This window comes from Roseateles depolymerans (assembly GCF_003387155.1).
In the GTDB taxonomy this organism is placed as follows: domain Bacteria; phylum Pseudomonadota; class Gammaproteobacteria; order Burkholderiales; family Burkholderiaceae_C; genus Roseateles; species Roseateles depolymerans.
Map to the genome: position 1 here is coordinate 640,400 of NZ_QUMT01000002.1, position 25,657 is coordinate 666,056.

Here is a 25,657-nt window from a genome sequence, read left to right on the forward strand (position 1 = left end):
TATCTACTTCTCGGTATTATGGACTTTCGCACTCTGTCCGCGTCGCAGGACGCGCTGGCGTCGCAAACAGCAGACGCTCTGGTGGTTGTGATGGCTGGTGACACGCTGCCTGCTGGCTTGGACAAGACCGTTGCGGGTCTGGTCAAGGACGCCATCAAGCTGGGTGATTTCGAGCTGAAGGCGGGTCAGGTGGTGACCCTGACGCGTCCGGCCGGTGTGAAGGCCGCACGCCTGGTGCTGGCGGCCAGCGGCAGCTCGCTGAAGGCGGGTCGTGCAGCGGTGGCGGCTGCGCTGGGTCAGGTCAAGGGTCGCGGCGTGTCGCATGCGGCCATCGCCCTGGTGGGGTTCGAGGCTTCGCTGACGGAATCGCTTGTGGAGCAGACGGTGTTGGCGGCGCATGAGGCGGTGTATGTGTACCGTGCCACCAAGCCGAGCGCTCCGGCGGCTTCCAAGCTGGAGAAGATCACGCTGCTGGTGGGCAAGGACGATGCCAAGGCGGTCAAGGCCGGTCTGACGCGTGGTCAGGCGGTGGCCAATGGCATTGCACTGGCCCGCGAATGCGCCAATCTGCCGCCGAACGTGGCTACGCCGACCTATCTGGGCGAGCAGGCCAAGGCTCTGGGCCGCAGCCATGGCCTGAAGGTCGAGGTGATGGACCAGAAGGCGATCGAGAAGCTGGGCATGGGCTCCTTCCTGTCGGTGGCCAAGGGGTCGGCCGAGGCGCCGCGTTTCATCGTGGCGCGTTATGAAGGTGCGGCCAAGACCCAGGCGCCGGTGGTGCTGGTGGGCAAGGGCATTACCTTTGACTCGGGCGGCATTTCGATCAAGCCGGGCGCCGGCATGGACGAGATGAAGTTCGACATGGGCGGCGCGGCCAGCGTGCTGGGCACGCTGCGTGCGGTGGCCGAGCTCAAGCCGAAAATCAATCTGGTGGTGATCGTGGCGGCTTGCGAAAACATGCCGAGCGGCAATGCGGTCAAGCCGGGCGACGTGGTGACGTCGATGTCGGGCCAGACGATCGAGATCCTGAATACTGATGCGGAAGGCCGTCTGATCCTGTGCGACGCGCTGACCTACGCGGAGCGCTTCAAGCCGGCGGTGGTGGTGGACGTGGCCACGCTGACGGGCGCCTGCGTGATCGCCCTGGGCGGTGTGCGCAGCGGCATGTATGCCAGCGACGATGAGCTGGCAGCCTCGCTGAGCGCTGCCGGTGAAGCCGCGCTGGATCCGTGCTGGCGTCTGCCGCTGGACGACGACTATGCGGAAGGTCTGAAATCCAACTTCGCGGACGTGGCGAACGTGGCGGGCCGCGAAGGTGGTTCGATCACGGCAGCCAAGTTCCTGCAGCGCTTCGCTTCGAAGTACCGCTGGGGGCATCTGGACATCGCGGGTACGGCGTGGAAGGGCGGCGCCGCCAAGGGTGGCACGGGTCGTCCGGTCGGTCTGCTGACGCACTTCGTGCTGTCGCAGGTCCGCTGAGCGAGCTGGGGAGTTCCTGGTGACCGAAGTCAATTTCTACACCGGAGTTCCCGACCGGCAGGCCTACGCCTGCCGACTGCTGCGCAAGACCTTGGGCGCCGGGCTCAAAACCGGCGTCTGGGGGCCGATGCGGCTGCTGGAGCGGCTGGATCAGACGCTCTGGACCTTCGATCCCCAAGAGTTCCTGCCCCACGTGCTGGTCAAGCCGGACACGCCCACAGCGCTGCGGGAGCAGACGCCTGTGCTGCTGTCCGATCGGCTTGAAGACCTCGTGGGGTGCCAGGCACTCCTCAACTTCGAGCCAGACCCGCCGCCGGAGTTGGAACGGTTTCAGCGGGTGCTGGAACTGGTGTCGACCGAGCCGGAACAAGTCGCGGCAGGGCGGGTACGGTTCAAGACCTACAAGTCACTGGGCTTGGCGGTGAATCACTTTAATCTCGCCGCTTCTGGCGGGGGCTGATTTCGTTCTTTGCCTGCGGACGAAAGGACCGGGCCGGGGCCTGTTTGCTCCATGTCCCTCCTGTCCCGCTTCGCGGGCCATTCCTTCCTTGACTTCCGCAAACAGGCCCCGGCCCGGTCCTTTCCAGCACGTTGACTGCGACGGACGTACCGGCGCGCTGCTCTATCGGTCGTTGACTGCGATCGGCCGCCCGGCTCGCTTCGTTCTAAGGGGTTCACTGCGACGGGCCGGCCAGCTCCCCGCTCTCTAGGTCTTTGGCTCCGACGGCTCTCCCGCATCTCTCTTCTCTCACGCGTTGCCGGCGACGGCCCTCCTGGTGCGAAGGTTCCAGGCTTGCAGATCTTGCGAGTCAGCCATCGGGCGTGATGGCGCCACGCTCCCCCAACCTCAACCCCATCAAGACTGCATTGTGGTTTGGGCCGCAGCCCTTGCCCTTGCCGTTGTCCTCGCCCTCACCGGCACCCGCACCCGCACCCTCGCTGCCTCCATCGCCATTGGGCTCGTTATCGGCAACGTTCGGAGCGTTGAATGATGGTTTGTGTGGTGAGTCGCACTGGGTTTTGGAGGGGAGTGCGGGAATCCGCACTCGGCGTTTTGCCCCGATGTGGTCGGGGTTTGCACAGGATGGGGGCTTGCGTGCACGGGCGTCGAGCATGCGTGAAATGCCCATTGGGGAATGCCCAGGTGAACGGGGCGCGACAACGTCGTTGGCACGAGTGGGTTCACAGCATTTTCACTATGGCTCCCAGAGGGGAAAGGGAGTATGTTCCAGCGCGTTGAGAACTCAACGTCATTCCACATATCCCGAGTCGGAGGTTCTTAGATGCAAACCAAGCTGAATGTGATCGTGGGCGCTATCGCCATGACCCTGAGCGGTGTCGCCATGTCGCAGGAAGTGGTGAAGATCGGCCACGTGGGCCCGACCAGCGGCGGCATTGCCCACCTGGGCAAGGACAACGAGCTGGGCGCACGCATGGCCATTGATGAGCTCAATGCCAAAGGCGTGACCATCGGCGGCAAGAAGGTGAAGTTCGAGCTGCTGGCTGAAGACGATGCTGGCGATCCGAAGCAGGGCACGGCCGCTGCTCAGAAGCTGGTGGACTCGAAGGTCAACGGCGTCGTGGGCCACCTGAACTCCGGCACCACCATCCCGGCCTCGAAGATCTACAGCGACGCGGGCATTCCGCAGATCTCGCCGTCGGCCACCAACCCCAAGTACACCCGCAACGGCTACAAGACGGCTTTCCGCGTCGTGGCTGACGACGTGCATCTGGGTGGCACGCTGGGCAAGTACGCCGTGACCACGGTCAAGGGCAAGTCCATCGCCGTCATCGACGACCGCACCGCTTACGGCCAAGGCGTGGCGGACGAGTTCGAAAAGGGCGTGAAGGCTGCTGGCGGCAAGGTCGTCGGTCGCGAATTCACGAACGACAAGGCTACGGACTTCACCGCCATCCTGACCTCCCTGAAGGGCAAGAAGCCCGACGTGGTGTTCTTCGGTGGCATGGACGCCGTTGCCGGCCCGATGCTGCGCCAGATGAAGCAACTGGGCATCGAAGCCAAGTTCATGGGCGGTGACGGCATCTGCACGGCTGAGCTGCCGAAGCTGTCCGCCGGCACCATGGCCGACAACCAAGTTGTCTGCGCTGAGGCTGGTGGCGTGGAAGGCGAAAGCAAGAAGTCGCTGGATGCCTTCAAGTCCAAGTTCAAGGAAAAGTACAAAGTTGACGTCCAGATCTACGCTCCTTACGTCTATGACGCTGTGAACGTGATGGTGGCCGCCATGGTCAAGGCCGGTTCTGCCGAGCCGGCCAAGTACCTGCCGGTGCTGGCCAAGACCGAAGGCTACAAGGGCGTGACGGGCACCATCGCCTTCGACGACAAGGGCGACATCAAGAACGGCGCTCTGACCCTGTACACCTACAAGGGTGGCAACCGCGAGCAGCTGGCCGTCGTCCGCTGATCCCGCTCCGCCAACCAAGAACGCCACCTTCGGGTGGCGTTTTTTTTCGCCCCGCGCAACCGCGCGCAGGGGAGGGCAGCGCAGGCAGCGAGTGTGACGAGAGGGGCATGAGCCCGGGGGGTATTGACGGAAGTCAAGGAAGGAATGGCTCGCGGAGCGAGACAGGAGGGACATGGAGTCAATACCCCCCGGGCTCATGGCCCGCATGCTCGGTCCGTCGCATGCTGTGCAAACTCGGTCCCCCGCATGCTCCGCCCGCCAGGTCCACCGAATCCACCCCCACACCCGCGCAAAAGCAATCCCCCCAACCCGACACCACGTGTCCCCCGAACACGGGGTCATCCCCCCCACTCGCGTGCATTCCCGCACGTGGCACCCCCAAAGCATTCAGTCAGGGGGTTTGCGCCCCTGCGCCCCTGCCGACAATGGCGCCGTCATGTTGCGAAAAGGGCATTTCGGGCACCTGAACGCGATGGACATCCGTGGTGGATTTCTCTCTGAGCACCAACGGCCCCGCTCCCCTGCAAACGGGGGGCTTTCAAGGCCTCAGGTGGGAGGCATGATCCGCCCGCATCAAACGTTGCCAAATGTATCTTTTGACAGCGTGCAAAGCGGGCGGACGCAGGGGAAAGCCAGGCGGTCGATCCAGCATCCAAGAGATGCCTTGACCTGCTGTGGGGACTGGCATGATTCGAATTTTTAATCACTACCTCCATCGTCGCACCCTGATCCAGGTGTGCTTCGACCTGGGGCTCATCGTGGCGGCCGTCTTCGCTGTGGCACTCAGCCAGAGCAGCAACGAACACATGGTCACCTTCGCCGCGTCCTATGGGATCTCCCTGGCCGGTGGCATGTTTGTCATCAATTCCGCCTCCGGCCTCTACCAGCAGTCCCACAAGCGCTCGCTCACCCAGTCCTGCGCCCGTGCACTCTTCGCGCTGCTCATCGGCCTACCGCTCGCCTACGGCCTGTTCAGCCTGATGCCGGCCACCGCCTCCCACCGCGAACTCATCACCACCACCGCCATGCTGGCCGTCGGCATGGTCATGATCCACCGCGTGTATGCCGCCCACGCCGGCGCCCAGTCCAGCGGTCGCACCAAGATTTTGATCTTCGGCAGCGGCGCCGCCGCCCTGGCCGTCAGCAACAGCCTGCGCGCCGCCGACCCGCATGCCCAGATCGTCGGCTTCCTGCCTGGCCCCAATGAGGTGGACCCGCTGGTGCCGCCCCATGAACTGATCACCTCCGACGAATCCCTCACCGAGGCCGCCCTGCGCCTGGGCGTGGACGAAATCGTCGTCGCCCTGTCCGAGCGCCGCGGTGGCAGCATGCCGCTGCGCCAGCTGCTGGACTGCAAGCTCTACGGCATCCGCGTCGTGGACCTGGCCACCTACTTCGAAAAGACCCTGGCCCAGATCAAGATCAGCCACGTCCACGCCGGCTGGCTCATCTTCGGCGACGGCTTCAACCAGGGCATGCTGCGCAGCGCCGTCAAGCGCGTCTTCGACCTGGTCTCCTCGTTCGTGCTGCTGATCACCACCATGCCGGTGATGCTGGTCACCGCCGTGCTCATCAAGCTCGAATCGCCCGGCCCGGTGTTCTACACCCAGGAGCGCGTCGGTCTGAACGGCCGCACCTTCAAGGTCATCAAGTTCCGCAGCATGCGCCAGGACGCCGAAAAAGACGGCCGGCCGCAATGGGCCTCCAAGAACGACAGCCGCGTCACCCGCATCGGCAACATCATCCGCAAGGTGCGCATCGACGAGCTGCCGCAGCTCTTCAACGTCCTGCGCGGCGAAATGAGCATGGTCGGCCCCCGGCCCGAGCGTCCCTTCTTCGTCGATGAGCTGGTCGCCAACATTCCCTACTACGCCGTGCGCCACAGCGTGAAGCCCGGCGTCACCGGCTGGGCCCAGGTCCGTTACGAATACGGCTCCACTATCGAGGATTCGCTGGAAAAGCTGCAGTACGACCTCTACTACGTCAAGAATCACACCCTGTTCCTGGACCTCCTGATCATGCTGGAGACCGTGGCCGTGGTGCTGACCGGCCGGGGCGCCCGCTGAACGCCCCTGCGGTGTCCCCGCGGACGTCGCGAGTGACCCACGCCTTCGTCGGTCCCGCGGCACGCCGTGCGCGATGCTGAGCGATCTGTCTTCTCCCTCCCTCCTGGCAGCAGCCTCCGGCCTGCTGTGCCTGCTGGCGCACCTGGCGCTGGCGGTGGTCGTCTGGCCGCAAATCCAGCGTCAGCCCCGCCGCGCCCTGCGCCTGCAGGCCGCCTTGCTGCTCACCGCCGTCTGGGCCGCCCTGGACACCGTCGAGGCCCTGGGCTGGGTCTCCGGACGCGGCCCCCTGACCCAACTCGCCTTGCCCGTCGCAGACGCCCTGCGGTACGGCGCCTGGTTCGCCTTCATCCTGGCCCTGGTGGAACTGCCGCCCCAGCCGGACGGGCGGCGCGCCTCCGGTGTGCCAGGCTCGCTCCAGGTCCTGGCCTGGTCCTGCGTCGTCATCGCGGCCGTGCTGCCGATGTGGCGCCTCTGGGGCGACACCCCGGTCCTGCTGATGCAGCGCCCCATGGCCCTGGCCTCGCTCGGCCTGGGCGTGCTGGGCCTGGTGCTGCTGGAGCAGATGCTGCGCAACATCGACCGCGATGCCCGCTGGAATGCCAAACCGGTCTGCCTGGGCCTGGGCGCGGTGTTTGTGTTCGACGTCTTTGTCTTCTCCCAGGCGTCGCTCTTCCAGCAGTTCGACGGCGACGCCCTGAGCGTCCGCGCCCTGGTCCACAGCATGGCCGTGCCGCTGCTGTGGCTGGCCAGCCGCCGGCACCGCAAATGGCTGGACAAGCTGCACGTCTCCCGCGCCGCCGCCTTCCAGTCGCTGACGCTGCTCATCGTGGGTGTCTACCTGCTGGTGGTCTCGGGCCTGGGCTACTACGTCCGCTACACCGGCGGCGAATGGGGCAGGGCGCTGCAGCAGGTGCTGCTGGCCGTGGGCGTGCTGGCGCTGCTGCTGATGGCCCTGTCCGGATCGATGCGGGCCAAGCTGCGGGTCTACATCAGCAAGAATTTCTTCAGCTACCGCTACGACTATCGGCAGGAGTGGCTGCGCTTCACCGGCATGCTGTCGGCCAGCGCCTCGCCAGCGCAGCTGGGAGAGTCGGTCATCCACGGCATGGCCAACCTGGTGGAAGGCCCGTCCGGTGCACTCTGGCTGCGCCGCGGCCCCGCCGCCGAGGACTTCGTGCAGACCGCCCGCTGGAACCTGCAGGAACATCGCGACAGCCTGGTGCCCGACGAGGCCCTGCTGCGCTGGTTGCAGTCACGCGCCTGGATCATCGACATCCCGGAATGGCGCCAGCATCCGGAGGTCTATGAGCAGGTGGCGCTGCCCCCTGCCTTGGCCGACGACGAACGCCACTGGCTGATCGTGCCGTTGATTCAGGCCGGCGGCCTGATCGGCTGGGTGGTGCTGGGCCAGCCCCGCACCCCGCTGGAGCTGAACTGGGAAGTGCGCGACCTGCTGCGCACCGCCGCCCAGCAGGCCGCCAGCTACCTGGCGCAGATGCAGGCCACCGAAGCGCTGCTGGAGGCGCGCAAGTTCGAGGCCTTCAACCGCATGTCGGCCTTCGTGGTGCATGACCTGAAGAACATCATCACCCAGCTGTCGCTGATGATGAAAAACGCCAAGCGGCTGCGCGACAACCCCGAGTTCCAGCAGGACATGCTGGACACCGTCGAGAACTCGCTGGAGAAGATGCGCCAGCTCATGCTGCAGCTGCGCGAAGGCGACAAGCCGCATCACGGCAGCACCGGCGGCGTGGCGCTGGCCCCCATCGCCCGGCGGCTGGCGGCATCGGCCGTCTCCAAGGGCCGCGCCCTGGAGCTGGACCTGCGGGACGAGGTCAGCGCCCGCGGCCATGAAGAACGCATCGAACGCGTCCTCGGCCATGTGGTCCAGAACGCGCTGGATGCCACCCCGATTGAGGGGAGGGTTTTACTGCGCTTACAACGCATCGGCAGCCATGCCCAGGTGGAAGTGGAGGATACTGGTTGCGGCATGACGCAGGAGTTCATGGACCAGCGCCTCTTCAAGCCCTTCCAGACCACCAAGAGCGCTGGCATGGGCATCGGGGCCTACGAGAGCTACCAGTACCTGCAGGAACTTGGAGGAAAGATCAACGTGGAGAGCGCCCCCGGCCGTGGTACGCAGGTCAAGATCCTGCTGCCGCTGTTCTTTGCCGATGCCGAGCCCGTGCGCCGCCATGGCGAGCCGGATGCCGGTCGTGACGCAACGGTCACGCGTCCGTGACGCGGACGTCGTGCGCCCGCGTTTGATCCGCCCGCGATCCCAGTGCCCCCGTAGTGCCCCGTAATGCCACCGTAAGAGCCCGATGAGCGCCCAGCCTCCCTCCCTGCTGATCGTCGAGGACGATCTGGCCCTGCAGAAGCAGCTGAAGTGGTCGATGGACCGTTTTGAATCCGTCACCGCGGACGATGTCGCCAGCGCGGTGCTGCAATTCCGTCGCCACAAGCCGGCCGTGGTCACCATGGACCTGGGCCTGCCGCCCGACCAGGACTCGGTCTCCGAAGGGTTCCGGCTTCTGGAAAAGCTCATCGAGCTGGAGCCGACCACCAAGGTCATCGTGCTGACCGGCCAGAACGACCAGAACAATGCCCTGCGCGCCATCCGCATGGGGGCCTACGATTTCCTGGCCAAGCCGGTCGACCCGGATGTGCTGGTGCTGACCGTCGAGCGCGCCATGCGCCTGCACGAGTTGCAGCAGGAGAACCAGCGCCTGCTGACGCAGCAGGAGGGCGAACCCACCGGCAAGCTGCTGACGCGCGATGCGCAGATGCAGCGCCTGTGCCGCACGATCGAGCGGGTGTCGGCCAGTGACGCCACCGTGCTGCTGCTGGGCGAATCGGGCACCGGCAAGGAACTGCTGGCCCAGGCCCTGCACGATGCCTCGCGCCGCAAGGGCCGGTTCGTGGCCATCAATTGCGCCGCCATTCCCGAAGCGCTGCTGGAAAGCGAGCTCTTCGGCTACGAGCGCGGCGCCTTCACCGGCGCCACCAAGACAACGGTGGGTAAGATCGAAACGGCCCACGGCGGCACGCTGATGCTCGACGAAATCGGCGACCTGCCGATGTCGCTGCAGGCCAAGCTGCTGCGCTTCCTGCAGGAGCGCAACATCGAGCGCCTGGGCGGCCGGCAGGAGATTGCGGTGGACGTGCGCATCGTCGGCGCCACCCATCAGGACCTGAAGGCCCAGATCGAGCAGGGCCTGTTCCGCGAAGACCTGTACTACCGCCTGGCCGAGATCGTCGTCGACATCCCGCCGCTGCGTGACCGGGCCGGAGATGCGGTGCTGCTGGCCCATGCCTTCCTGCGCCGCTTCTCATCCGAGCAGCGCCGGCCCATCCTGCGCCTGACGGACGAGGCCATCCGGGCCGTTGAAGCCCACCGCTGGCCCGGCAACGTGCGCGAATTGCAAAACATGATGAAGCGCGCCTCCATCATGGCCGACGGCGACCGCATCACCGCCGAGGACCTGGGCCTGGCCGTGCCGGACGCACCGGCGGCCGACGACACCGAACTGGACCTGCGCACCGTGCGCGAGCGGGCCGAGCGCCAGGCCGTGGTCGCGGCGCTGTCCCGAACCGATAACAACATCGCCAAGGCGGCCGATCTGCTGGGAGTCAGCCGGCCGACCTTGTACGACCTGATGGCCAAGCTGGGACTGAAGACCTGAGCCGCGGCCCCTTTGCAGACGAGAGCATCCGAGAGAGACAAGCATGTCCCGAGACGCCAAGAACAGCCGTTACAGCCGCCCTCAAGCCCCGACCGCCCACCATGGCGCGTCTGCCGATGATCCTGCCGGTGCGCATGCCGGGACATCCGCTCAGCGCCCCTTTGCGCCCTCGCGCCTGGCGCGTGACCTGAGCCGCGGGGCCGGCATCCTGGCGCTGGGCTCGGCCCTGCTGCTCGGTGGGTGCCTGGGCGAGTCGGCGCAGGACATGGTCAAGTCCGCCCGCGAGCACCTGGACAAGAAGGATCCCAAGGCCGCCATCATCCAGCTCAAGAATGCGCTGCAGAAGGACGGCACGCTCGGCGAGGCCCGCTATCTGCTGGCGCGCGCGCTGCTGGATGCGGGCGATGTGCCGGGGGCTGTGATCGAGGCCGACAAGGCCAAGGCGCAGGGCTACACCAGCGACAGCCTGACGGCCCTGCAGGCGCGTCTGCTCCTGCTCCAGGGCAAGCCGGAAGAGGTGGTGAGCCAGTTCGCGGGCCGGCATCTGGCCAGTGCACCGGACGAGGCGGATCTGCAAGGCAGCCTGGTCGGTGCCTACCTCGCCAAGCGCCAGTTGCCGGAAGCCCGCGCGGCGGCCGATGCGGCCCTCAAGGCCCAGCCCGACAGCATGACCGTGCAGCTGATGAACGTGCGTCTGATGACTGCCGAGGGCAAGCTCAAGGACGCGCTGGCCCAGCTCGACACGCTGCTGGCCAAGTCTCCCAACGCTGCCGAAGCCTGGCAGGCCAAGGGCGATTTGCTGGAGCTGGCCGATGCGCCGCAGGACGAGCGTATCGACGCCTACCGCAAGGCCCTGGCGCTGGACAAGAAACTGGCGGCGGCCCACTCCGGCCTGATCACCAGCCTGATGCGCAAGGACGACAAAGCCGCGGCCAAGGAGGCCGTGGCCGCGATGAAGACCGCACTGCCCACCCACGCGCAGACCTTCTACTACGCCGCCATCTTTGCGCTGGAAGACGGCAACGTGAAGGAAGCCACCGAGCTCAGCCAGGCCTTGCTGAAAATCGCGCCGGGCAATGAGCGTGCGCTGTACCTGGCCGGCCGCGTGGCGCAGGCCTCAGGCGACCTGCGCCAGGCCGAGAGCAACTTTGCCAAGGTGGTGAGCACCACGCCGGACGCTCCGCAGGCGCGCATTGCACTGGCGCAGGTGCAACTGCGCGGCGGCGATGCGGACCAGGCGTGGACCACGCTGCAGCCTCTGCTGGAGGGCAAGCCCGGCCCCAGCGGCGAAGCCCTGGCCCTGGCCGCGGAGATCAAGCTCAAGCAAGGGCAGGGGGACGATGCAGAGCGTCTGCTGGCCCGCGCCGCCGAGCTGAACCCCAAGGACATCACCAGCCGCGTCGGCCTGGCGCTGACCCAGGCCCGCAAGGGTCAGGAAGCGCAGGCCGTGGAGGCCCTGCGCAAGCTGTCGGCCGAGGACAAGGGCATCACCGCCGACCTGGCCCTGGTGAGCCTGGCCCTGCGCAAGAAGGACTGGGCCCAGGCCGACGAGGTGATCAACGGCATCGACCGCAAGACCCCGCAGAGCGGCGCCGCGCCGGAACTTCGCGGCCGTGTCGCCCTGTTCCGGGGGGACCGCGACGGCGCCCGCAAGCAGTTCGAGGAGGCCATCCGCCGCGAGCCCAAGGCCCTGGCGCCGGCCAACAACCTCGCCGCGATGGACCTGCAGGACCGCAAGCCGGGGGACGCCGCCAAACGCTATGACGCCGCCATCAAGGCCGATCCGAAGAATGTGAAGCCGGTGATGGCGCAGATGGGCGTGCGGGTGACGCATGGGCTCATCAAGCCGGACGAGGCCATCCAGCAACTGGGCGACATCGTGCGCCGCTTCCCCAGTGAAGCCGCGCCGCGCCTGGCCCTGGTGAGCCTGCTGGTCAACAAGCAGGACCTGAAGCAGGCGGCGTCGGTGGCGCAGGAAGGCATCGTGGCCAATCCCGACTCCGCCGAACTGGTGGATGCGCTGGGCCAGGTGCAACAGGCCCAGGGGGAGCGGCAGTCCGCCATCAACAGCTTCAACAAGGTGGCCGCGCTGTCGCCCAAATCGCCGCTGGGGCACCTGCGCCTGGCGGACCTGTACATCGCGGGCGGCACGCCGGCGGACCGCGACCAGGCCGCAGCGTCCCTCAAGCGCGCGCAGGCCATCGCCCCCGGAGACGGCGAGATGGCCGAGAAGGTGGCCGGCAAGGCTTTGATGATCGGCCGGCCGGAAGTGGCCCTGCAGGCGGCCAAGGGCTTGCAGTCCACCCGTCCGACCTTTGGCCTGGGCTGGAAGCTGGAAGGGGACGTGGCCCGTGCCCGCAAGGACTGGCCCGCTGCGCTGGCCGCCTACCGGCGTGCGGAGCAGCTCTCCAAGTCGGCCGGTGCCACCGTGCCCAACACCGCGCTGGCGGTGGCCCTGCACAGTGTGCTGGTGGAGTCGGGCAAGGGCGAAGAAGCGAAGCAATTTGCGAATGCGTGGGTCAGTCAACACAAGCAGGACGCTCTTTTCAGGTACCACCTGGGCGATGTGGCCCTCACCAAGGGCCAGTGGGACCTGGCGGAGCAGTACTATCAAGGCGTGCTTGCCGACACCCCGGACAACGCGGCTGCGGCCAACAACATCGCGTGGCTGAAGCTGCGCGCGGGCCGCACCGACGAGAGCCTGAAGTATGCGGAGAAGGCCAACCAGCTGCGGCCCAAGGTGGCGCCGTATCTGGACACCTGGGCCGAAGCCCTGGCGGCCAAAGGCCAGACCGACAAGGCCATCGAGGTGCAGCAGCAGGCGGTGAGTCAGGCACCGAATGTGCCTGCCTACCGGTTGCGGCTGGCACAGTTGTATGTGACGGGCGGCAAGAAGGCCGAGGCGCAGACCGAACTCAAGCGCCTGGCCGACCTGGGACCACAATTCGAGCAACAAGCCGAGGTGCAGAAGCTGCAGGCCGCGATCCGATAAGCCAAAGGCCGGCAGCCGACCGCACCGCTAGGGAGACGGTCATATGAGCCAGATTCGTCGATCCGGTCTGCGCAAGCGCTTCCATCAGGGGCTGCGCAAGCTGTTTTCGAGCCTGCCCAAACCCTGGCGCTTTGCGGTCTACCGCCGCATGGTGGACTGCGATCCCGCCCCCAGCGACAGGCTGGAGCTGAAGGTCGCGGAGACCGAGGAAGAGCTGGAGGCGTGCTTTCACATCCTGCATGACGCGTATGTGGGCAGCGGCTTCATGAAGCCGGACCCCAGCGGCCTGCGCGTCACCATCTACCACGCGCTGCCGACCACCACGACCCTGTGCGCCAAGTACGACGGCGAGGTCGTGGGCACCATCTCGATGGTGCGCGAAGGGGTGTTCGGCTTTCCGCTGCAGTCGGTGTTCGATCTGGAAGGCGTGCGAGCCAAGGGCGGCAAGGTGGCGGAGATCTCCGCCCTGGCGGTGGCGCCGGCGTTCCGCAAGACAGGCGGCGCCATTCTGTTCCCGCTGATGAAGTTCATGCACCAGTACTGCACCGAGTTCTTCGACACCCGGCATCTGGTGATTGCGGTGAACCCGGACAAGATCGAGCTGTATGAAGCGCTGCTGTTCTTCAAGCGACTGAAGGAGCAGACGGTCGACAACTACGACTTCGCCAACGGGGCACCGGCCGTGGGCGCCACGCTGGACCTGCAGGAGGCCGACGAGGTCTTCGCCCAGGGCTATCGCGGCCGGCCCCTTCGCAAGAATCTGCATCAGTACTTCTTCCGCCAGAAGCTGCCCAACATCAAGCTGCCGGAGCGGCGCTATCACACCACCAACGATCCGGTGATGACGCCGCATCTGCTGGACCATTTCTTCAACCAGCGGGTGCAGGTGTTTGCGCAATTGCCGGATCGCAAGAAGGCGCTGCTGTGGTCGGTCTACCGGCAGCCGGAGTTCCGCCCGGTGCTGCCAATGCTCAGCGGTGGCGAGGACCTGGGACGCGCCTTGCGGCAATACCCGCGTTACTCCATGCGCTGCCCCGGTCACATCGACCTGCCGGCGGTGAATGGACTGCCGGCCATCGGGCATGTTCAGCTGGATGTGATCGAAGTGTCGGCCCAAGGCTTCCAGGCGGAATGCAAGCATGAGCTGCCCCTGAACGTGGAAGGCCGGGTGGAGATTGAACTCGGGCACAACACTCGCGCTCGGTTGCTGGCCCATGCGGTGCGCAAGCGGGAGACGGAGCAGGGGACCTTCTACGGTTTTCGGATCGACGATCCGGACCGCACCTGGCGCAGTTTTGTCTCGGAACTCGAGATGGGGCAGACGGCGCGGGATCTGGCGGCGTGACTGATGAGAGCAACGACATGAAGCATGACAGCAAGGCCGCGGGGACTACCGCACCTGCACCCTGCGCCGAAACCGCGGGCCTCAACCGGCGACAGACGCTTGGCTGGGCGGCAGCGTCGCTGATGGGGCGGCCGCCCGTTGCCGCAGGGGCGGCGGGACTGACGGCGGGACTGACGGCGGGACTGGTGACCGGGCTGTTCAGCCCCCAAGCGGCCCACGCGCAGGAAATGTCCAACATGCTGCCGGACCTGATCGACAAAAGCCGACAGGCGGTGGTGGCCGTGGGCACCTTCAGTGCCACGGACAACCCGCGCTTCGGCTTTCGCGGCACCGGCTTCGTGGTGGGCGACGGCAAGACCATCGTTACCTGCGCCCATGTGATTCCGAACCCGCAGGAGAAGGACCTGGCCATCCTCGTGCCGGGATCCGGCTCGCCCACGGGCCAGCCCCAGCAACGCCCAGTCCGCCTGCTGCGGCGGGACGCCACGCGGGACCTGGCGGTGCTGGCGCTGGAGGACGGCGCGGCGCTGCCCGTCACGCTGACGCTCGCCTCGGTGGACGACAGCGCCACGGTGGTGAGGGAAGGGGTGGCGGTGGCGTTGATGGGTTATCCGCTGGGCACCTCGCTGGGCGTGCAACTGGTGACGCATCGCGGCATCGTCGCGGCGCTGACCAAGGCAGCGCTGCCGGCGCCGACCTCCGGCAACCTGTCGGAGCGGGCCATCCGGCAACTGCGGGCGGGCGATATGGAGTTCCTGCAGCTGGATATCACCGCTTATCCAGGCAACAGCGGTGGGCCGCTGCTGGACATCCGCACCGGCAAGGTGGTGGGCGTGGTGAACATGGTGGCGCTCAAGAGCACCCGTGAATCGGCGCTGAGCGCGCCGAGCGGGATCAGTTATGCGGTGCCGGTGAAGTACGTGCTGCCGCTTCTGGTGCCTTGATCGCGGACTTCTGCAACTGTGCATCCAGCGCTTGTGCCAGCTGGACGTCACGCTCGGTGACCCGGCCCTGGTCATGCGAGGTCAGCCAGACTTCGACCACCTTGTAGACATTCAGCCACTCCGGATGGTGGTCCATGCGCTCACAGGTGAAGGCGGCCTGGCACATGAAGCCAATCGCTTCGGGGAAGCTGCCGAACTCGATCCTTCGGTAGAGTTTGTTGTCCTTGAACGTCCACTCGGGAATGGATGCTAAGTGCTGTGCTGAGAGTTCTACTGGACGTGCGGGTGTCGGCATGGCTGCGCCTCCTGAGGAGATCGGTTTTATCTAGGGATGGCCTTCGCGAGTCGGCCTCCTAGGATAGTGGCGACGCGCACAGCGCGCGCCACCATCAGGGAGCAACCATGAAACGAGCATTGAGCGCCGCGCTGCTGGGCGCTGCCGTGTCCTTGTCAGCGCAGGGCGCTGCCGTGGTGAACGGCGATTTCGAAAGCGGCACCTTGAACGGCTGGTACGCCAGCGGGGCGTTCGTGGGTGGGTCGTCCACGGCCATTGTGAATGCGGGCAATGGGTATCCAGCGCTGACGGGCAACCAGTCGGCGTTGATCGTGGCGATGTCGCTGCATGACCTGAACGAGAACGTGACCTGCACGAGCGACCCCTGGAACATCAACTGTCCGCAGCCGGCGCCCTTCAGTCCGTCGGGCGCGGCGGCGCCCACCTTCTTCTCCCAGAACCTGGCGGGCCGTTTCCTTCGAGGGGGCTTTATCGCGCAGGACGTGAATGTCTCGGCCGGTGACACGCTCGACTGGCTGTCGAAGCGATTCGGCGAAGTGGCCGTGGGCACGGCGGGCAGTGCGGGCAATGTCGACAATGCCTTTTTCATTGCGTCCAATGGCATCACGGAGGCGGTGATCGACCTGCGCAGCAGCACGTCGTCCTTCACCTTCGGACAGGGCGGACTGTGGTCGATTTACTTCGGTGTGCAGCAGACGGAGGATCCGACTCTCTACAGCGCCTTGCAGGTCGATGCCATCGCCCTGCGGAGCACCGAAGTGCCGGAACCCGCGTCGCTCGCGCTGGTTTTGGCCGGCGGCGGGGCACTGTTCTGGCAGCGCCGGCGGAACACCGGCCGCGCTCGTGTCGCGCTCGCCCTTGACATCACGCCATCCGCAGCCCATCCCGCAGCTTGAAGCGCGAGATCATCTCCGTCAGCGCCTGCGCCTGTTGACGCAGGCTCTCGGCCGCGGCTGCGCTTTCTTCCACCAGCGCCGCGTTCTGCTGCGTGCCTTGGTCGATGGCCGACACCGCGGCATTCACTTCTCCGATGCCGGTGCTTTGCTGTTCGCTGGACTGGTTGATGTCGGTCATCAGCTCCGTCACCGTCCGCACTTGACGAACGATGTCCTCCATCGTGCGGCCTGCCTCGTTGACCAGGGCGCCGCCCGCATCCACCTTCTCCACGCTGTCCGAGATCAGCGTCTTGATTTCCTTGGCTGCATTGGCCGAGCGCTGGGCCAGAGCCCGCACTTCACCCGCCACCACCGCAAATCCACGCCCTTGCTCACCGGCCCGTGCCGCTTCCACCGCGGCATTGAGCGCCAGGATGTTGGTCTGGAAGGCGATGCCGTCAATCACACCGATGATGTCGTGAATACGGCGGCTGGATCCATTGATCGCTTCCATCGTGCTGATCACCCGGCCCACCACCTCGCCGCCCTGGCCGGCCACCTTGGCCGCTTCGCTGGCCAGGTCGGTCGCCTTGCGGGAGGTCGCGGCGCTGTGCTGCACCGTGGAGGTCATGTGGGCCATGGACGAGGCCGTCTGCTGCAGCGCACTGGCCTGGGACTCGGTCCGCGCCGACAGGTCCTGATTGCCGATGGCGATCTGCGACGAGGCGGTGGCGATGCCGTCCGCCGCTTCCCGCACATTGGTCACCATGCCGGACAGGTTGTCACTCATGGCGCGCAGCGCCGCGAGCAACTGGGCCATCTCGTCCTGTCCGCTCACCTCGATCTCCTGCCGCAGATCACCCTGCGCCACGGATTGCGCCAGGCTGATGGCATGCGACAGCGGACGGGTCACGGCGCGGCTGATCAGCCAGCCCAGCACCCCCGCCGCCAGGGCCGCCACCAGCGCGCTGATGCCCAGCATCCAGCGGTCCTGGGCCAGACGGGCCGTCGCATCGGCCGTCTCGCTGGCGGCGCGCTGGTCCTCATACGCAATGAAATCCTTGGTGGCTTTGAGCAGTGCGGCCAGCAGCGGGCGGCACTCATTGTTCATCTTGGTGATGGCCTCGTCCCGCTGGCCCTGCTGGGCCATGGCGACGATGCTCAGCGCCACCGGCCCGTATTTCTCTTCCACGGACGCGACGGCGGCGAACAGGTCGCGGTCCTTGGCCGTTGCCGTCGGGTCCGACATGTCCTTCTTCAGCTTGTCGAGGCTGTCCTGAACCGCCTTGTGGGCCTCGGTCACCGCCGCGTATTCCAGGCGGCGGTCGTCCGCCGTGCTGACCAGCACCAGATTGCGCGCTGCGATCGCCCGAGACTTGGTCGCCGTTTCCAGCTCACTCACCAGCCGCTGCCGGTAGCCCACGCCGTCCAGGTAGTCCTGGAACCGGCTGTTGGCATGGTCCAGCCACACGAGGGCGGCGCCCGCCACGAGCGCCACGATCAGGGCCATCAGGCCAAAGCCTGCCCAGAGTTTGGTCTTGACCTTCAGTGACAGCAGCTTCATAGGGGGCCTCTCGCGACAAATGGATTCGGTTCAGTGCAAGCGAATCTTCGGATAGCGCCCCGCGCAGCAGAAGAGCGAACTGGCGATGACACGGGCCGGGGACCGGCTGATTTGGCTGTCCGGCGTTGACCTACAGGGTAAACCCGCTCCGGTGAGGCGGGCTGCTCGTCACGCGCCGAAGGCGTGCGCTAGGCCCGCCACTTCCCGCTCAAAAATCATGCGCTCGCGCATCACCGCCTGCCGCGCGGGCAGGCTCAGGTCCAGATAGAACTCGTACTGCTGCATCAGCTGCCGGGCCCCGGCGAAGACCTGGTCCACCTGGTCCGGCTTGAAGTAGCACTCCGCCGGAAGCAGGTAGTCCCGGGCGGCGCCCACATCCAGCGCAAACACGCAGCAGTTGCGCGTCAGGGCCTCGCGGGCCAGCCGGTCCTTGCCGGGGAAAGTGCCCAGGTCGATGAACAGCCGGCTGCGGCCCAGCGCCTCATACACCTGCGCCCGGCTCATGCCGCGGATCAGATGCACCCGGCAGTCGTTCTCCCGCTCCAGCCGCGCGGCAATGGCGGCGACGTCATACAGCACCTTGTGATTGGCATTGATGGCGATGTCGGTCTTGGGCCACTGCTGCGCCGCATCGGCGCCCGGGGTGTAGTCCGACAGCGGCAGCGTCCGGTGGCAGCCCAGCGCTCGGATCACCTGATGCGCATAGCTGGACTGGTAGGTGTGCAGCACCCGTTCGGTCCGAAGGGCATTGAGGTTGACCTTCTGCACCGACAGATATTCAAACGCGTTGTCGATGCTCAGCCACCAGACCATGGGCGTGCAGGGCTGGAAATAGCGCAACCAGTGCACGTAGGTCTCGGCCAGCACCACGCAGGTGTCGGCATTCATCACGATCTGCTCGGCCAGCCGCACCTGGTACTTCTCGTAGTCCGCCACCGTGTTGGGCCGGGGCTGCAGGCGCAGCGCCGTCTCGGGGCCCAGGCCGTTGCCGCGATGCAGTTGGTCGATGGCGGCCAGATCGCTGGGCAGCACATACCAGACCCGTGCGTCATGGCCCTGCCGCAAAAGAGCGTCGGAGAGCTGATGCAGGGCCTCGGGCCCGCCGGTCTGCACGCCGTGGGGGATCAGGATGATGATCTGTTTCATCGTGGGGCTCGGTGCTGGAAGCGTGAAGGGGCAGGGCGCGAAAAGGGTCCGCCTTCAGGCCTGCGGCGGCGTGGCGGCAGACGTCGCGGCGGTGGCCGCTGCGGCCACCGCGTCCGCGGCTTGCAAGGCCGCCAGCCGCTGCTGCAAGCGCTGCGCTGCGGCCGGAGACACCACCTGCAGGCCAGGCAGCAGATAGTTGCTGCGGCTCTTGATGATTCGGTCGGAGAGATGCTCCACCAGGAAGTCCGGACTCTCCCGATACACCGACGGCAGATGGAAGATGCCGTGGAAGCCGAAGGTCGGGAAGGGCACGGCCGGGAACTCCACCGAGAAGTGCTGGGCGATGGCCTTGGGGGCGAATCGGCAGCCCTGGCGCTCCAGCGTCTCGCGCATGCGGCGGCAGATGAAGAGGTCCTCCGCCTCGGTCGGATCGTCATAGTCCAACTGGGCCACGGCCTGCACCAGGCGCCGGGAGCGCCAGGAAAACCCGCCATTGCCCACCTCATGCCGGTCGTAGTTGGGCCACGGCGCGCCGATGTAGTCGTAATGCAGGAAATGCGGCGAGAACTGATCGGCATTGAGCACGAAGCCGTCGTACTGGATGACCAGCACGAAATCTGCGCTCAGATGCCGCGCCAGCTCCCGGGTGACCAGCAGGTTGTACTCGCTGATGGACCGCAGGGTCGGAATGCGGATCACCGGCAGGCCGGGCCACAGCTCGGGCTTGTCGGAATAGATCAGCACCTGGGAGAAGGGCAGCCCCTGGCGCTCCATCGACTGCATGCTGTGCAGCAGCGCCTGACGGGCCAGCTGATGCAGGTCGGTGTCGATGATCGCCACCGCCAGGCTGGGCCCCGCGGCGCGCGGCGGCGCCACGGACGGATCGTTGGCGGCAGGGTCGGACGTTGCAGACGTGCCGGCGGCGCCGGAGGAGGTGGGGGTCATGAGACGCCTTGTCAGCAGAGGTCGAGCAGTTGGCGAGTCACCTGGGCCCAGGAAAAACGCTGGGCCAGCCGCTGGCGGGCGGCTTCCCGGCGTGCGGGCGGTGGCAGGCGTTTTTCAACGACCTGCAGCATGGATTCGCGCAGGTCTTCCAGGTCCGGCACCACAAACGCACCGCCGACCGGTTGCGGCGCATCGGCCGGCGTGCCGGGGCGGGTGAACAGCCGGTGGCAGAGTTCGGGCGGGGTGAAGTCGTCGGTGGCGCCGCCGCCGCTGACGATCACATGGGTGCCGCAGCCCATGGCTTCGAGCACCGGCAAATTGAAGCCTTCGGCCCGGTAGGGCGAGACATAGGCGTCCGACAGCGCATACAGCGAGCGGATCTGCGGCAGGTTGAGACTGGTGGACAGCACCGCAATGCCGTCCCGCACCACGGGCAGGCCCAGTTGCGGCGCTCGGGCGGCCATTTCCGCGAACACGCGCTCCACCGAGATGCCGTAAAGGCCCTGATGGTCCTTGAGGATCAGCCGCACCGGCAGGCCGGACAGCCGCAGCTCCGCAAAGGCCAGCAGCAGCAGATCGATGCCCTTGTTCCAGGTGGCCACGCCGACATTGGTGAAGACGGTTTCCTCCGGCCGGATGTTCAGCGCGGCGCGGGCCTGCTGGCGCTGCTCCTCGGTCATCGGGAAGAAGGTGTCGGTCTTGTAGCCGTGGGGCACGACCTCCACCTTGTCCGGGTCGAACCCATACTCCACCAGCCGGGCCTTGGACCAGCGGGTGGGGGTGATGACCTGGTCCTCGCCCTGGGTGAAGGCGGAGGGCTGCAGCTCCGGCGGATCAAAGCTCTTGCCGCTCAGGCCGAACTCGGTCACGACGAAGGTGAGGTGGCGCCGGGCCAGGGACGGATGGGTGAGCCGCACCGGCGAGGCAATGCGCAGGCAGGTGTCCATCACCCGCTCGCCGGGGTCCGGCAGGCCGTCGATGACGGCACGCTCCTCGGGCGAGAAGCCGGAGTCCAGCTTGCTGCGGTCCCAATGCGGCATGAAGAAGGGCGCGTCCCGGTGGAAGAGCTGGAAGCGCGGGTCCTTCACCATCTCCAGGATCTGGTTCTGGTTGACCATGGCGATGGAGTGATTCACTCCCCGCCAGCCCTCGATGCACAGAGTTTTCAACGCGACGTCCTTCCGGTTGGCCCCGGGCACCCGTGGACGGGCCACGATGGGGCAGCTTCAGGCCCATTGTGTCGCGATGGTGAATCCGGGCAAGCGGCGAAAAGCCGGATTCTGTCCGGGCATCTCTGTCTGGGCGCCTTCGGCCGGACGGTTGGGGTCGGACATGCCTGGCTGGCATGCCTGGCCTTCCTGTCTGGGGTCTGGGCCTGCGTCCCCGGCTGCCGGGCGCCGATGCCGCCGGATCAGATCAGCGGCGTGGCGGTATTGTCGTCGTCCGAATGGCGCCGCATCAGCGGCAGATGCGCCATGGGCGCATGGCCGGCGTCCGCGGAGGGGCTGACCGGGACCGCGGCGGACAGCAAGCCGCCCGCATCCTGCCCCGCGTGGCCGGGCGCCGCCAGCACATCCGACGCCTGGACGCTGGTGCCGCCCTTGGCGAACCAGACGTCCGCCATCTCATGCGTCACCCCGTCGGCCGTCTTGTAGCCCGAGATCAGCGCCAGCCGGTTGCCGTTGTCCTGGGCCGAGCTGACCTGAGCATTCAGATCCAGCTCCACGATGCCCAGCTCCGCCAGCGTCTTGAGCTCGCCCGCGTCGGTCTTGCCGTCGCCATTGGCATCAGCCCAGATCCGCAGCTCGGAGAACCCGGCATCCGCCGCCGTCAGCTTGTGGTCGTGGTTGCTGTCCATGGCCATCATGGCCTGGTAGCCATTGGCCGCATGCTGCCCGTTGGCCAGCACCGTGCCGGAGCCGAACAGCTCCGCGCCGGAATTGATCACCCCGTCGCCATTGAGGTCCCGCGCCAGCAGGCCGTTGCCGCCGGCCATCCAGCCCCACTGCTGCTGATGCCCGGTGCCGTTCATGTCGAACATCACCCCATGCTCGGACGCCACGGTCGACAGACCCGTCCCATCCAGGTTGAGCATGATGGGCGTGGCCAGGAACAGCGCATCGAGCTGCTTGCCGGTCATCGCATGCAGCGCATCGGTGCTGAAGGCCAGCACCTGATCCATGTTCAGGGCCGCCAGGTCGCGGGTCTCCAGGCCGATGACGGCATCGCTGGTGATGGCGTGGATCTGGTCCACCGTCAGGGCGCGGGCCTGGTCGCGGGTGAGGGCGGTCAGATCCTCGCTGGACATGACCGCAAAGCCGTCGGACGAGATCGCCGCAATCTGCAGGCTGGTCATGGCGGCGATGTCGCGGCTGTCCAGCGCCTGGATGGCGTCGGTGTTCAGCGCGGCGATCTGCTCGGTGTGCAGGGCGCGCAGCACCTGGGTGCTCAGCCCGTTGATCTGGTCCGACCCCAGGGCCGCGATCATGTCGGTGCCCAGCCCGTTCAGCATGCTGGAGCTGAAGCCACGCATGGCGGCGGAACTCAGCGCCGCGAAATCCTCGGTGGCGAATCCGCCCAGCTGGTTGAGCGTCAGCTCGGCCACCTGCGTGCTGGTCAGCAGGTGCATCTGGTCGGTGTTGAGCGCGGAAAAATCTCCGGCGTCCATCACCCGGATGGCCCGTCCCGGCAACATGGCGATGTCCTGCGGGTCCAGCGCGGCAATCTGGTCGCTGGTCCAGGCCAGCACCTGCACATTGGTCAGTGCGGCGACCTGGTGGGTGTCCAGCGCCGCGATCTGGTCGGTATGCATCGCGGCGGCCTGCTGGAAGGTCAGCGACGCCACCTGTGAGGTGTTCAAGGCCTGGATCTGGTCCAGCGTCAGCCAGCCGATCTGGTCGGTGGTCAGGGCCCGCAGCGAGGTCGTGTGCAACTGGGCCAGGTCCTGCGTCTCCAGCGCCGCCACCTGGCTGGCATCCAGGGCCGCCAGTTGCGACGAGCGCAGGGCCGCGAACTGCGCGGTGGTCAGCGCCTGCAGCACCTCACTGGGCATCGCGGCAATCTGCAGCGAGGTCAGCGCGGCGATCTGCTTGGCCGAAAAGGTCGCCATCTGCGCGCCGTCCAGCGACGCGAACTGGTCGCTGCCCAGCCCCAGCAAGGCGGTGCTGGAAATCTTGGACAACTGCCCCGGCGAGAGGTGGTCCAGTTGGTCCACCGTCATGCCCATCAGCTGTTTCGAGGTGAGCGACGCCAATTGCGCATCGGTCAGGCTGGCGACGCTGTCGCCGCTCAAGGCCGCAATCTGGGCCGAGTTCCAACCCGCCAGGGCGCGGGTGCTGAGGGCGGCCACGTCGGCCAGCTCCAGGTTGGCGATCTGGTCGGTGGTCAGCGCAGCGATCTGCCGCGAAGACAGCACCGCGTACTGCGCCGTGTTCATCGCGTTCAGATCGCCCTGGGACCAAGCCGCGAGCTGGGCGGTGGTCAAGGCGGCGATCTGGTTGGTGCGCATCGCATCGATCTGCGAGTCCACCAGGGCATTGAGCTGGGTGGTGCTCAGCGCTTGCACCGCCGTCACGCTCAGGCCGATCACGCCCTGGCTGGAGAGCGCATCGATCTGGTCGGGCGTCATCGCCGCAACCTGGCTGGTGCTGAGCTGCGCCGTCTGGCTGCTGCCGAAGGCGCCAAACTGCTCCCGGGTCATCTGCCCGATCTGGGTGGCCCCCAGCACCGTCAGGTAGGCCGGCTTGATGGCGGCCAGCATCTCCGGCGCCAACTGCCCGATTTCATTGCTGGAAATGGCAGCGATCTGGAACGACGTCAGCGCCGCAAAATGCTGGGTGCCCAGTGCATTGAACTGCTCATGGTCCAGCTCCCGGACCTGGGCGGTGCTCAGGGCGACGAGCTGGCTGGTGCGCAGCGAGGTGAGGGCGCTGGCGCCCAGGGCATCGAACTGGTCCGATGTCAGGCCCTTGATGGCCAGCGTGTTGATGGCGGCCAGGGCATCGGTGCTCAAAGCCGTGATCTGGTCCACCCGCAGCGCGGCGATCTGCCCGGAATTAAGCACCTGCGACTGCGCGGTGGTGATGCCGCCCACCAGCGACACATCCAGCGCGCTGATCTGCGCCGTGCTGAGCGACCGGATCACCGTGCCGGACAAGGCCCCAAAGTCCTCCGACTGGAGCAGCGACACCTGTTCGGTGGTCAGGCCGCGGAACTGCTGGGAGCTGAATGCGGAGAACTGCCCCGTGGTGAGGCTGTTGAGGTCGTCCGGCGTCAAGGCGGACAACTGTGCCGTGGTCAGCGCCCGCACCTGGGCCGAGGTCAGGGCCACCAGTTGATCGGTGGTGAGCAGATCGAGCTGATCGGTGGTCAACGTGGCCACCACCCGGGTGGACAGTGCCTGGATGGCACCGGTGCTCAGCGACATCAACTGCTCGGACGTGAGGTCGCTCAGTTGACGGGTGCCGATGGCACCGGCCTGGCTGCTGCTCAGGGCCGCCAGTTGACCGGGGTCCAGCGCCGCCAGTTGCGCGCCGCTCAGCCCCTTCAGCGCGGTGCTGCTCAGGGCGGCCAGGTCCTCGGTGGTCAGCGAATGCAGCTGGCTGCCGGACAGGGCGGCCAGTTGGCTGGACGTCAGGGCATGGATCTGGCTGGTGGTCAGGGCCGCCAGATCGTCGGTGTCGAAGGCGGCCAGTTGCCGCGTGGTGATGGACTGGATCTGCGCGGTCTTGAGCGCCGCCAGTTGCTCCGGATCCATCGCCGCCATCACGTCCGGCCGCAGTCCAGCCAGGGCGGCACTGCTCAGCGACCGCAATTCATCGGTGCTGAAGGAGGGCAGTTGCTCCGAATGCAGGCCTTTGAGCTGCAGCGAGGTGAAGCTGGCCACCTGCTGGGCCGTCAGACCATTGAGCTGGTCGGAGCTCAGCGCCGACAGCTGGGCCGAGTCCAGGGCCCGCAGACCCTTGGTGCCGATGACGCCCAGGTCCTCGGCCTCCAGCGCCGCCACCTGGGCGGTGTTGAGCGCCTTGATCTGCAGGGTGCCGACCGCGCTCATCTGCTCGGTGGTCAGGGCGGCCAGGTTGTCCGTGGTCAGGGTGCGGAACTGCTGGCTCGTCAGGGCGCTGATCTGGCGGGAGTCCAGGCTGACCAGCGCATCGGAGCTCAGATGCGAGACAGCGGTGGTCGTCAGATAGCGCACCGCCTGGGTGTTCAGCGCATGCAGCGCATCACTGGTGAGACTGTTGAGCTGCTCGGCCGTCAGGCCCCGGCTCTGGTTGCCGCTGAGGGTGTTGATCTGGGCGGTGTCCAGGGCCTGGAGCTGGTCGGTGCTCAGCGAGCCGAGCTGGCCGGTGCTCAGCGCCTTGACCTGCTGGGCGGTCAGCGCCGCTACCTCGTCGGTGGCCAGCAGCGCGATCTGGGCGGTGTTGAGGCCCCGCACCTGCACCGAGGTCAGCGCCTGAATCTGGGTGCTGTCCAGGGCGCTGAACTGCACGCTGTCCAGCCGCCGCAGGCGGTCGATGGTCAGCGCGGGCACCTGGTCGGTGGTCAGCGCATGCACCTGGTCCGAGGTCAGGGCCTGCACCGTCAGCGTGCTGAGCGTACGGATGGCGGCGGTGCTGATCGCCTGCACATCGGTCAGCTCCATGGCGGACAGTTGCCCGGAGGCCAGCGACGTCAGCTGGCGGGCGGTCAGCGCATGCACCTGGTAGGTCGTCAACCCGACCACCTGGGCGGCGGTCAGCAGTGCCCATTCCTCACCGGTCAGCGTGTTGAGCTGGGCAGTGGTCAGGGCCCCGATCTGTTCCGGGGTCAGCGCTGAGACGTCGAAGGTGGCCATTCAGTCGATCAATCAGATGCCAGGGTGAAAGCCAAAACCGGAACCAGGGTTCGGATGCAAC

16 protein-coding genes are annotated in these 25,657 nt (G+C 66.7%); 10 read left to right on the plus strand and 6 right to left on the minus strand.

Annotation, left to right across the window (positions count from 1 at the left end):
- Window positions 1-18: 18 nt before the first annotated feature.
- The 9 genes from DES44_RS10900 (at window position 19) to DES44_RS10940 (ending at window position 14,935) form a co-directional block, all read left to right on the plus strand.
- Window positions 19-1,479 carry a leucyl aminopeptidase gene (locus DES44_RS10900; protein WP_058934965.1) on the plus strand — a complete coding sequence of 487 codons (1,461 nt, stop codon included), beginning with the start codon at window positions 19-21 and terminating at the stop codon, window positions 1,477-1,479.
- 19 nt (window positions 1,480-1,498) lie between these two features.
- On the plus strand, window positions 1,499-1,939 hold the full coding sequence (locus DES44_RS10905) for a DNA polymerase III subunit chi (protein WP_058934966.1): 441 nt from the start codon (window positions 1,499-1,501) through the stop codon (window positions 1,937-1,939).
- 862 nt (window positions 1,940-2,801) lie between these two features.
- Window positions 2,802-3,902, plus strand: coding sequence for a branched-chain amino acid ABC transporter substrate-binding protein (locus DES44_RS10910; RefSeq protein WP_375137521.1), 1,101 nt, complete (start codon window positions 2,802-2,804; stop codon window positions 3,900-3,902).
- 686 nt (window positions 3,903-4,588) lie between these two features.
- Window positions 4,589-5,968 carry a TIGR03013 family XrtA/PEP-CTERM system glycosyltransferase gene (locus tag DES44_RS10915; protein ID WP_058934968.1) on the plus strand — a complete coding sequence of 460 codons (1,380 nt, stop codon included), beginning with the start codon at window positions 4,589-4,591 and terminating at the stop codon, window positions 5,966-5,968.
- Between the two features lie 73 nt (window positions 5,969-6,041).
- Entirely contained in the window at window positions 6,042-8,210 is a 2,169-nt protein-coding gene (prsK, locus tag DES44_RS10920; RefSeq protein WP_058934969.1) for an XrtA/PEP-CTERM system histidine kinase PrsK, read from the plus strand.
- A gap of 82 nt (window positions 8,211-8,292) precedes the next feature.
- Window positions 8,293-9,654 carry a PEP-CTERM-box response regulator transcription factor gene (gene prsR, locus DES44_RS10925; protein ID WP_058934970.1) on the plus strand — a complete coding sequence of 454 codons (1,362 nt, stop codon included), beginning with the start codon at window positions 8,293-8,295 and terminating at the stop codon, window positions 9,652-9,654.
- A gap of 43 nt (window positions 9,655-9,697) precedes the next feature.
- Window positions 9,698-12,646, plus strand: coding sequence for an XrtA/PEP-CTERM system TPR-repeat protein PrsT (prsT, locus tag DES44_RS10930; RefSeq protein WP_058934971.1), 2,949 nt, complete (start codon window positions 9,698-9,700; stop codon window positions 12,644-12,646).
- A gap of 43 nt (window positions 12,647-12,689) precedes the next feature.
- Window positions 12,690-13,991, plus strand: coding sequence for a GNAT family N-acetyltransferase (locus tag DES44_RS10935; RefSeq protein ID WP_058934972.1), 1,302 nt, complete (start codon window positions 12,690-12,692; stop codon window positions 13,989-13,991).
- Window positions 13,992-14,008: 17 nt separating this feature from the next.
- The gene (locus tag DES44_RS10940) at window positions 14,009-14,935 is read left to right on the plus strand and encodes a S1 family peptidase (RefSeq protein ID WP_058934973.1); all 927 of its coding nucleotides are present in this window, start codon (window positions 14,009-14,011) and stop codon (window positions 14,933-14,935) included.
- Here the strand turns inward: DES44_RS10940 and DES44_RS10945 are convergent.
- Entirely contained in the window at window positions 14,886-15,230 is a 345-nt protein-coding gene (locus tag DES44_RS10945) for a 4a-hydroxytetrahydrobiopterin dehydratase (protein WP_083525547.1), read from the minus strand. The two genes, DES44_RS10940 and DES44_RS10945, sit on opposite strands and share 50 nt — an antisense overlap.
- A 107-nt stretch (window positions 15,231-15,337) precedes the next feature.
- On the opposite strand from DES44_RS10945, the gene DES44_RS10950 reads away from it, so the two are divergent.
- Complete coding sequence (locus tag DES44_RS10950) at window positions 15,338-16,126, plus strand: PEP-CTERM sorting domain-containing protein (RefSeq protein WP_083525548.1); 789 nt, start codon at window positions 15,338-15,340, stop codon at window positions 16,124-16,126.
- Here the strand turns inward: DES44_RS10950 and DES44_RS25970 are convergent.
- From DES44_RS25970 to DES44_RS10975, 5 genes are all read right to left on the minus strand, one after another.
- On the minus strand, window positions 16,095-17,669 hold the full coding sequence (locus tag DES44_RS25970) for a methyl-accepting chemotaxis protein (RefSeq protein WP_058934976.1): 1,575 nt from the start codon (window positions 17,667-17,669) through the stop codon (window positions 16,095-16,097). The genes DES44_RS10950 and DES44_RS25970 overlap by 32 nt on opposite strands.
- Window positions 17,670-17,837: 168 nt before the next feature.
- Complete coding sequence (locus DES44_RS10960; RefSeq protein ID WP_058934977.1) at window positions 17,838-18,815, minus strand: hypothetical protein; 978 nt, start codon at window positions 18,813-18,815, stop codon at window positions 17,838-17,840.
- 54 nt (window positions 18,816-18,869) lie between these two features.
- Complete coding sequence (locus DES44_RS10965) at window positions 18,870-19,760, minus strand: DUF5672 family protein (RefSeq protein WP_058934978.1); 891 nt, start codon at window positions 19,758-19,760, stop codon at window positions 18,870-18,872.
- Window positions 19,761-19,771: 11 nt separating this feature from the next.
- On the minus strand, window positions 19,772-20,929 hold the full coding sequence (locus DES44_RS10970; RefSeq protein ID WP_157592954.1) for a glycosyltransferase family 4 protein: 1,158 nt from the start codon (window positions 20,927-20,929) through the stop codon (window positions 19,772-19,774).
- 242 nt (window positions 20,930-21,171) lie between these two features.
- Entirely contained in the window at window positions 21,172-25,596 is a 4,425-nt protein-coding gene (locus DES44_RS10975; protein ID WP_058934980.1) for an SPM autocatalytic domain-containing protein, read from the minus strand.
- Window positions 25,597-25,657 lie beyond the last annotated feature (61 nt).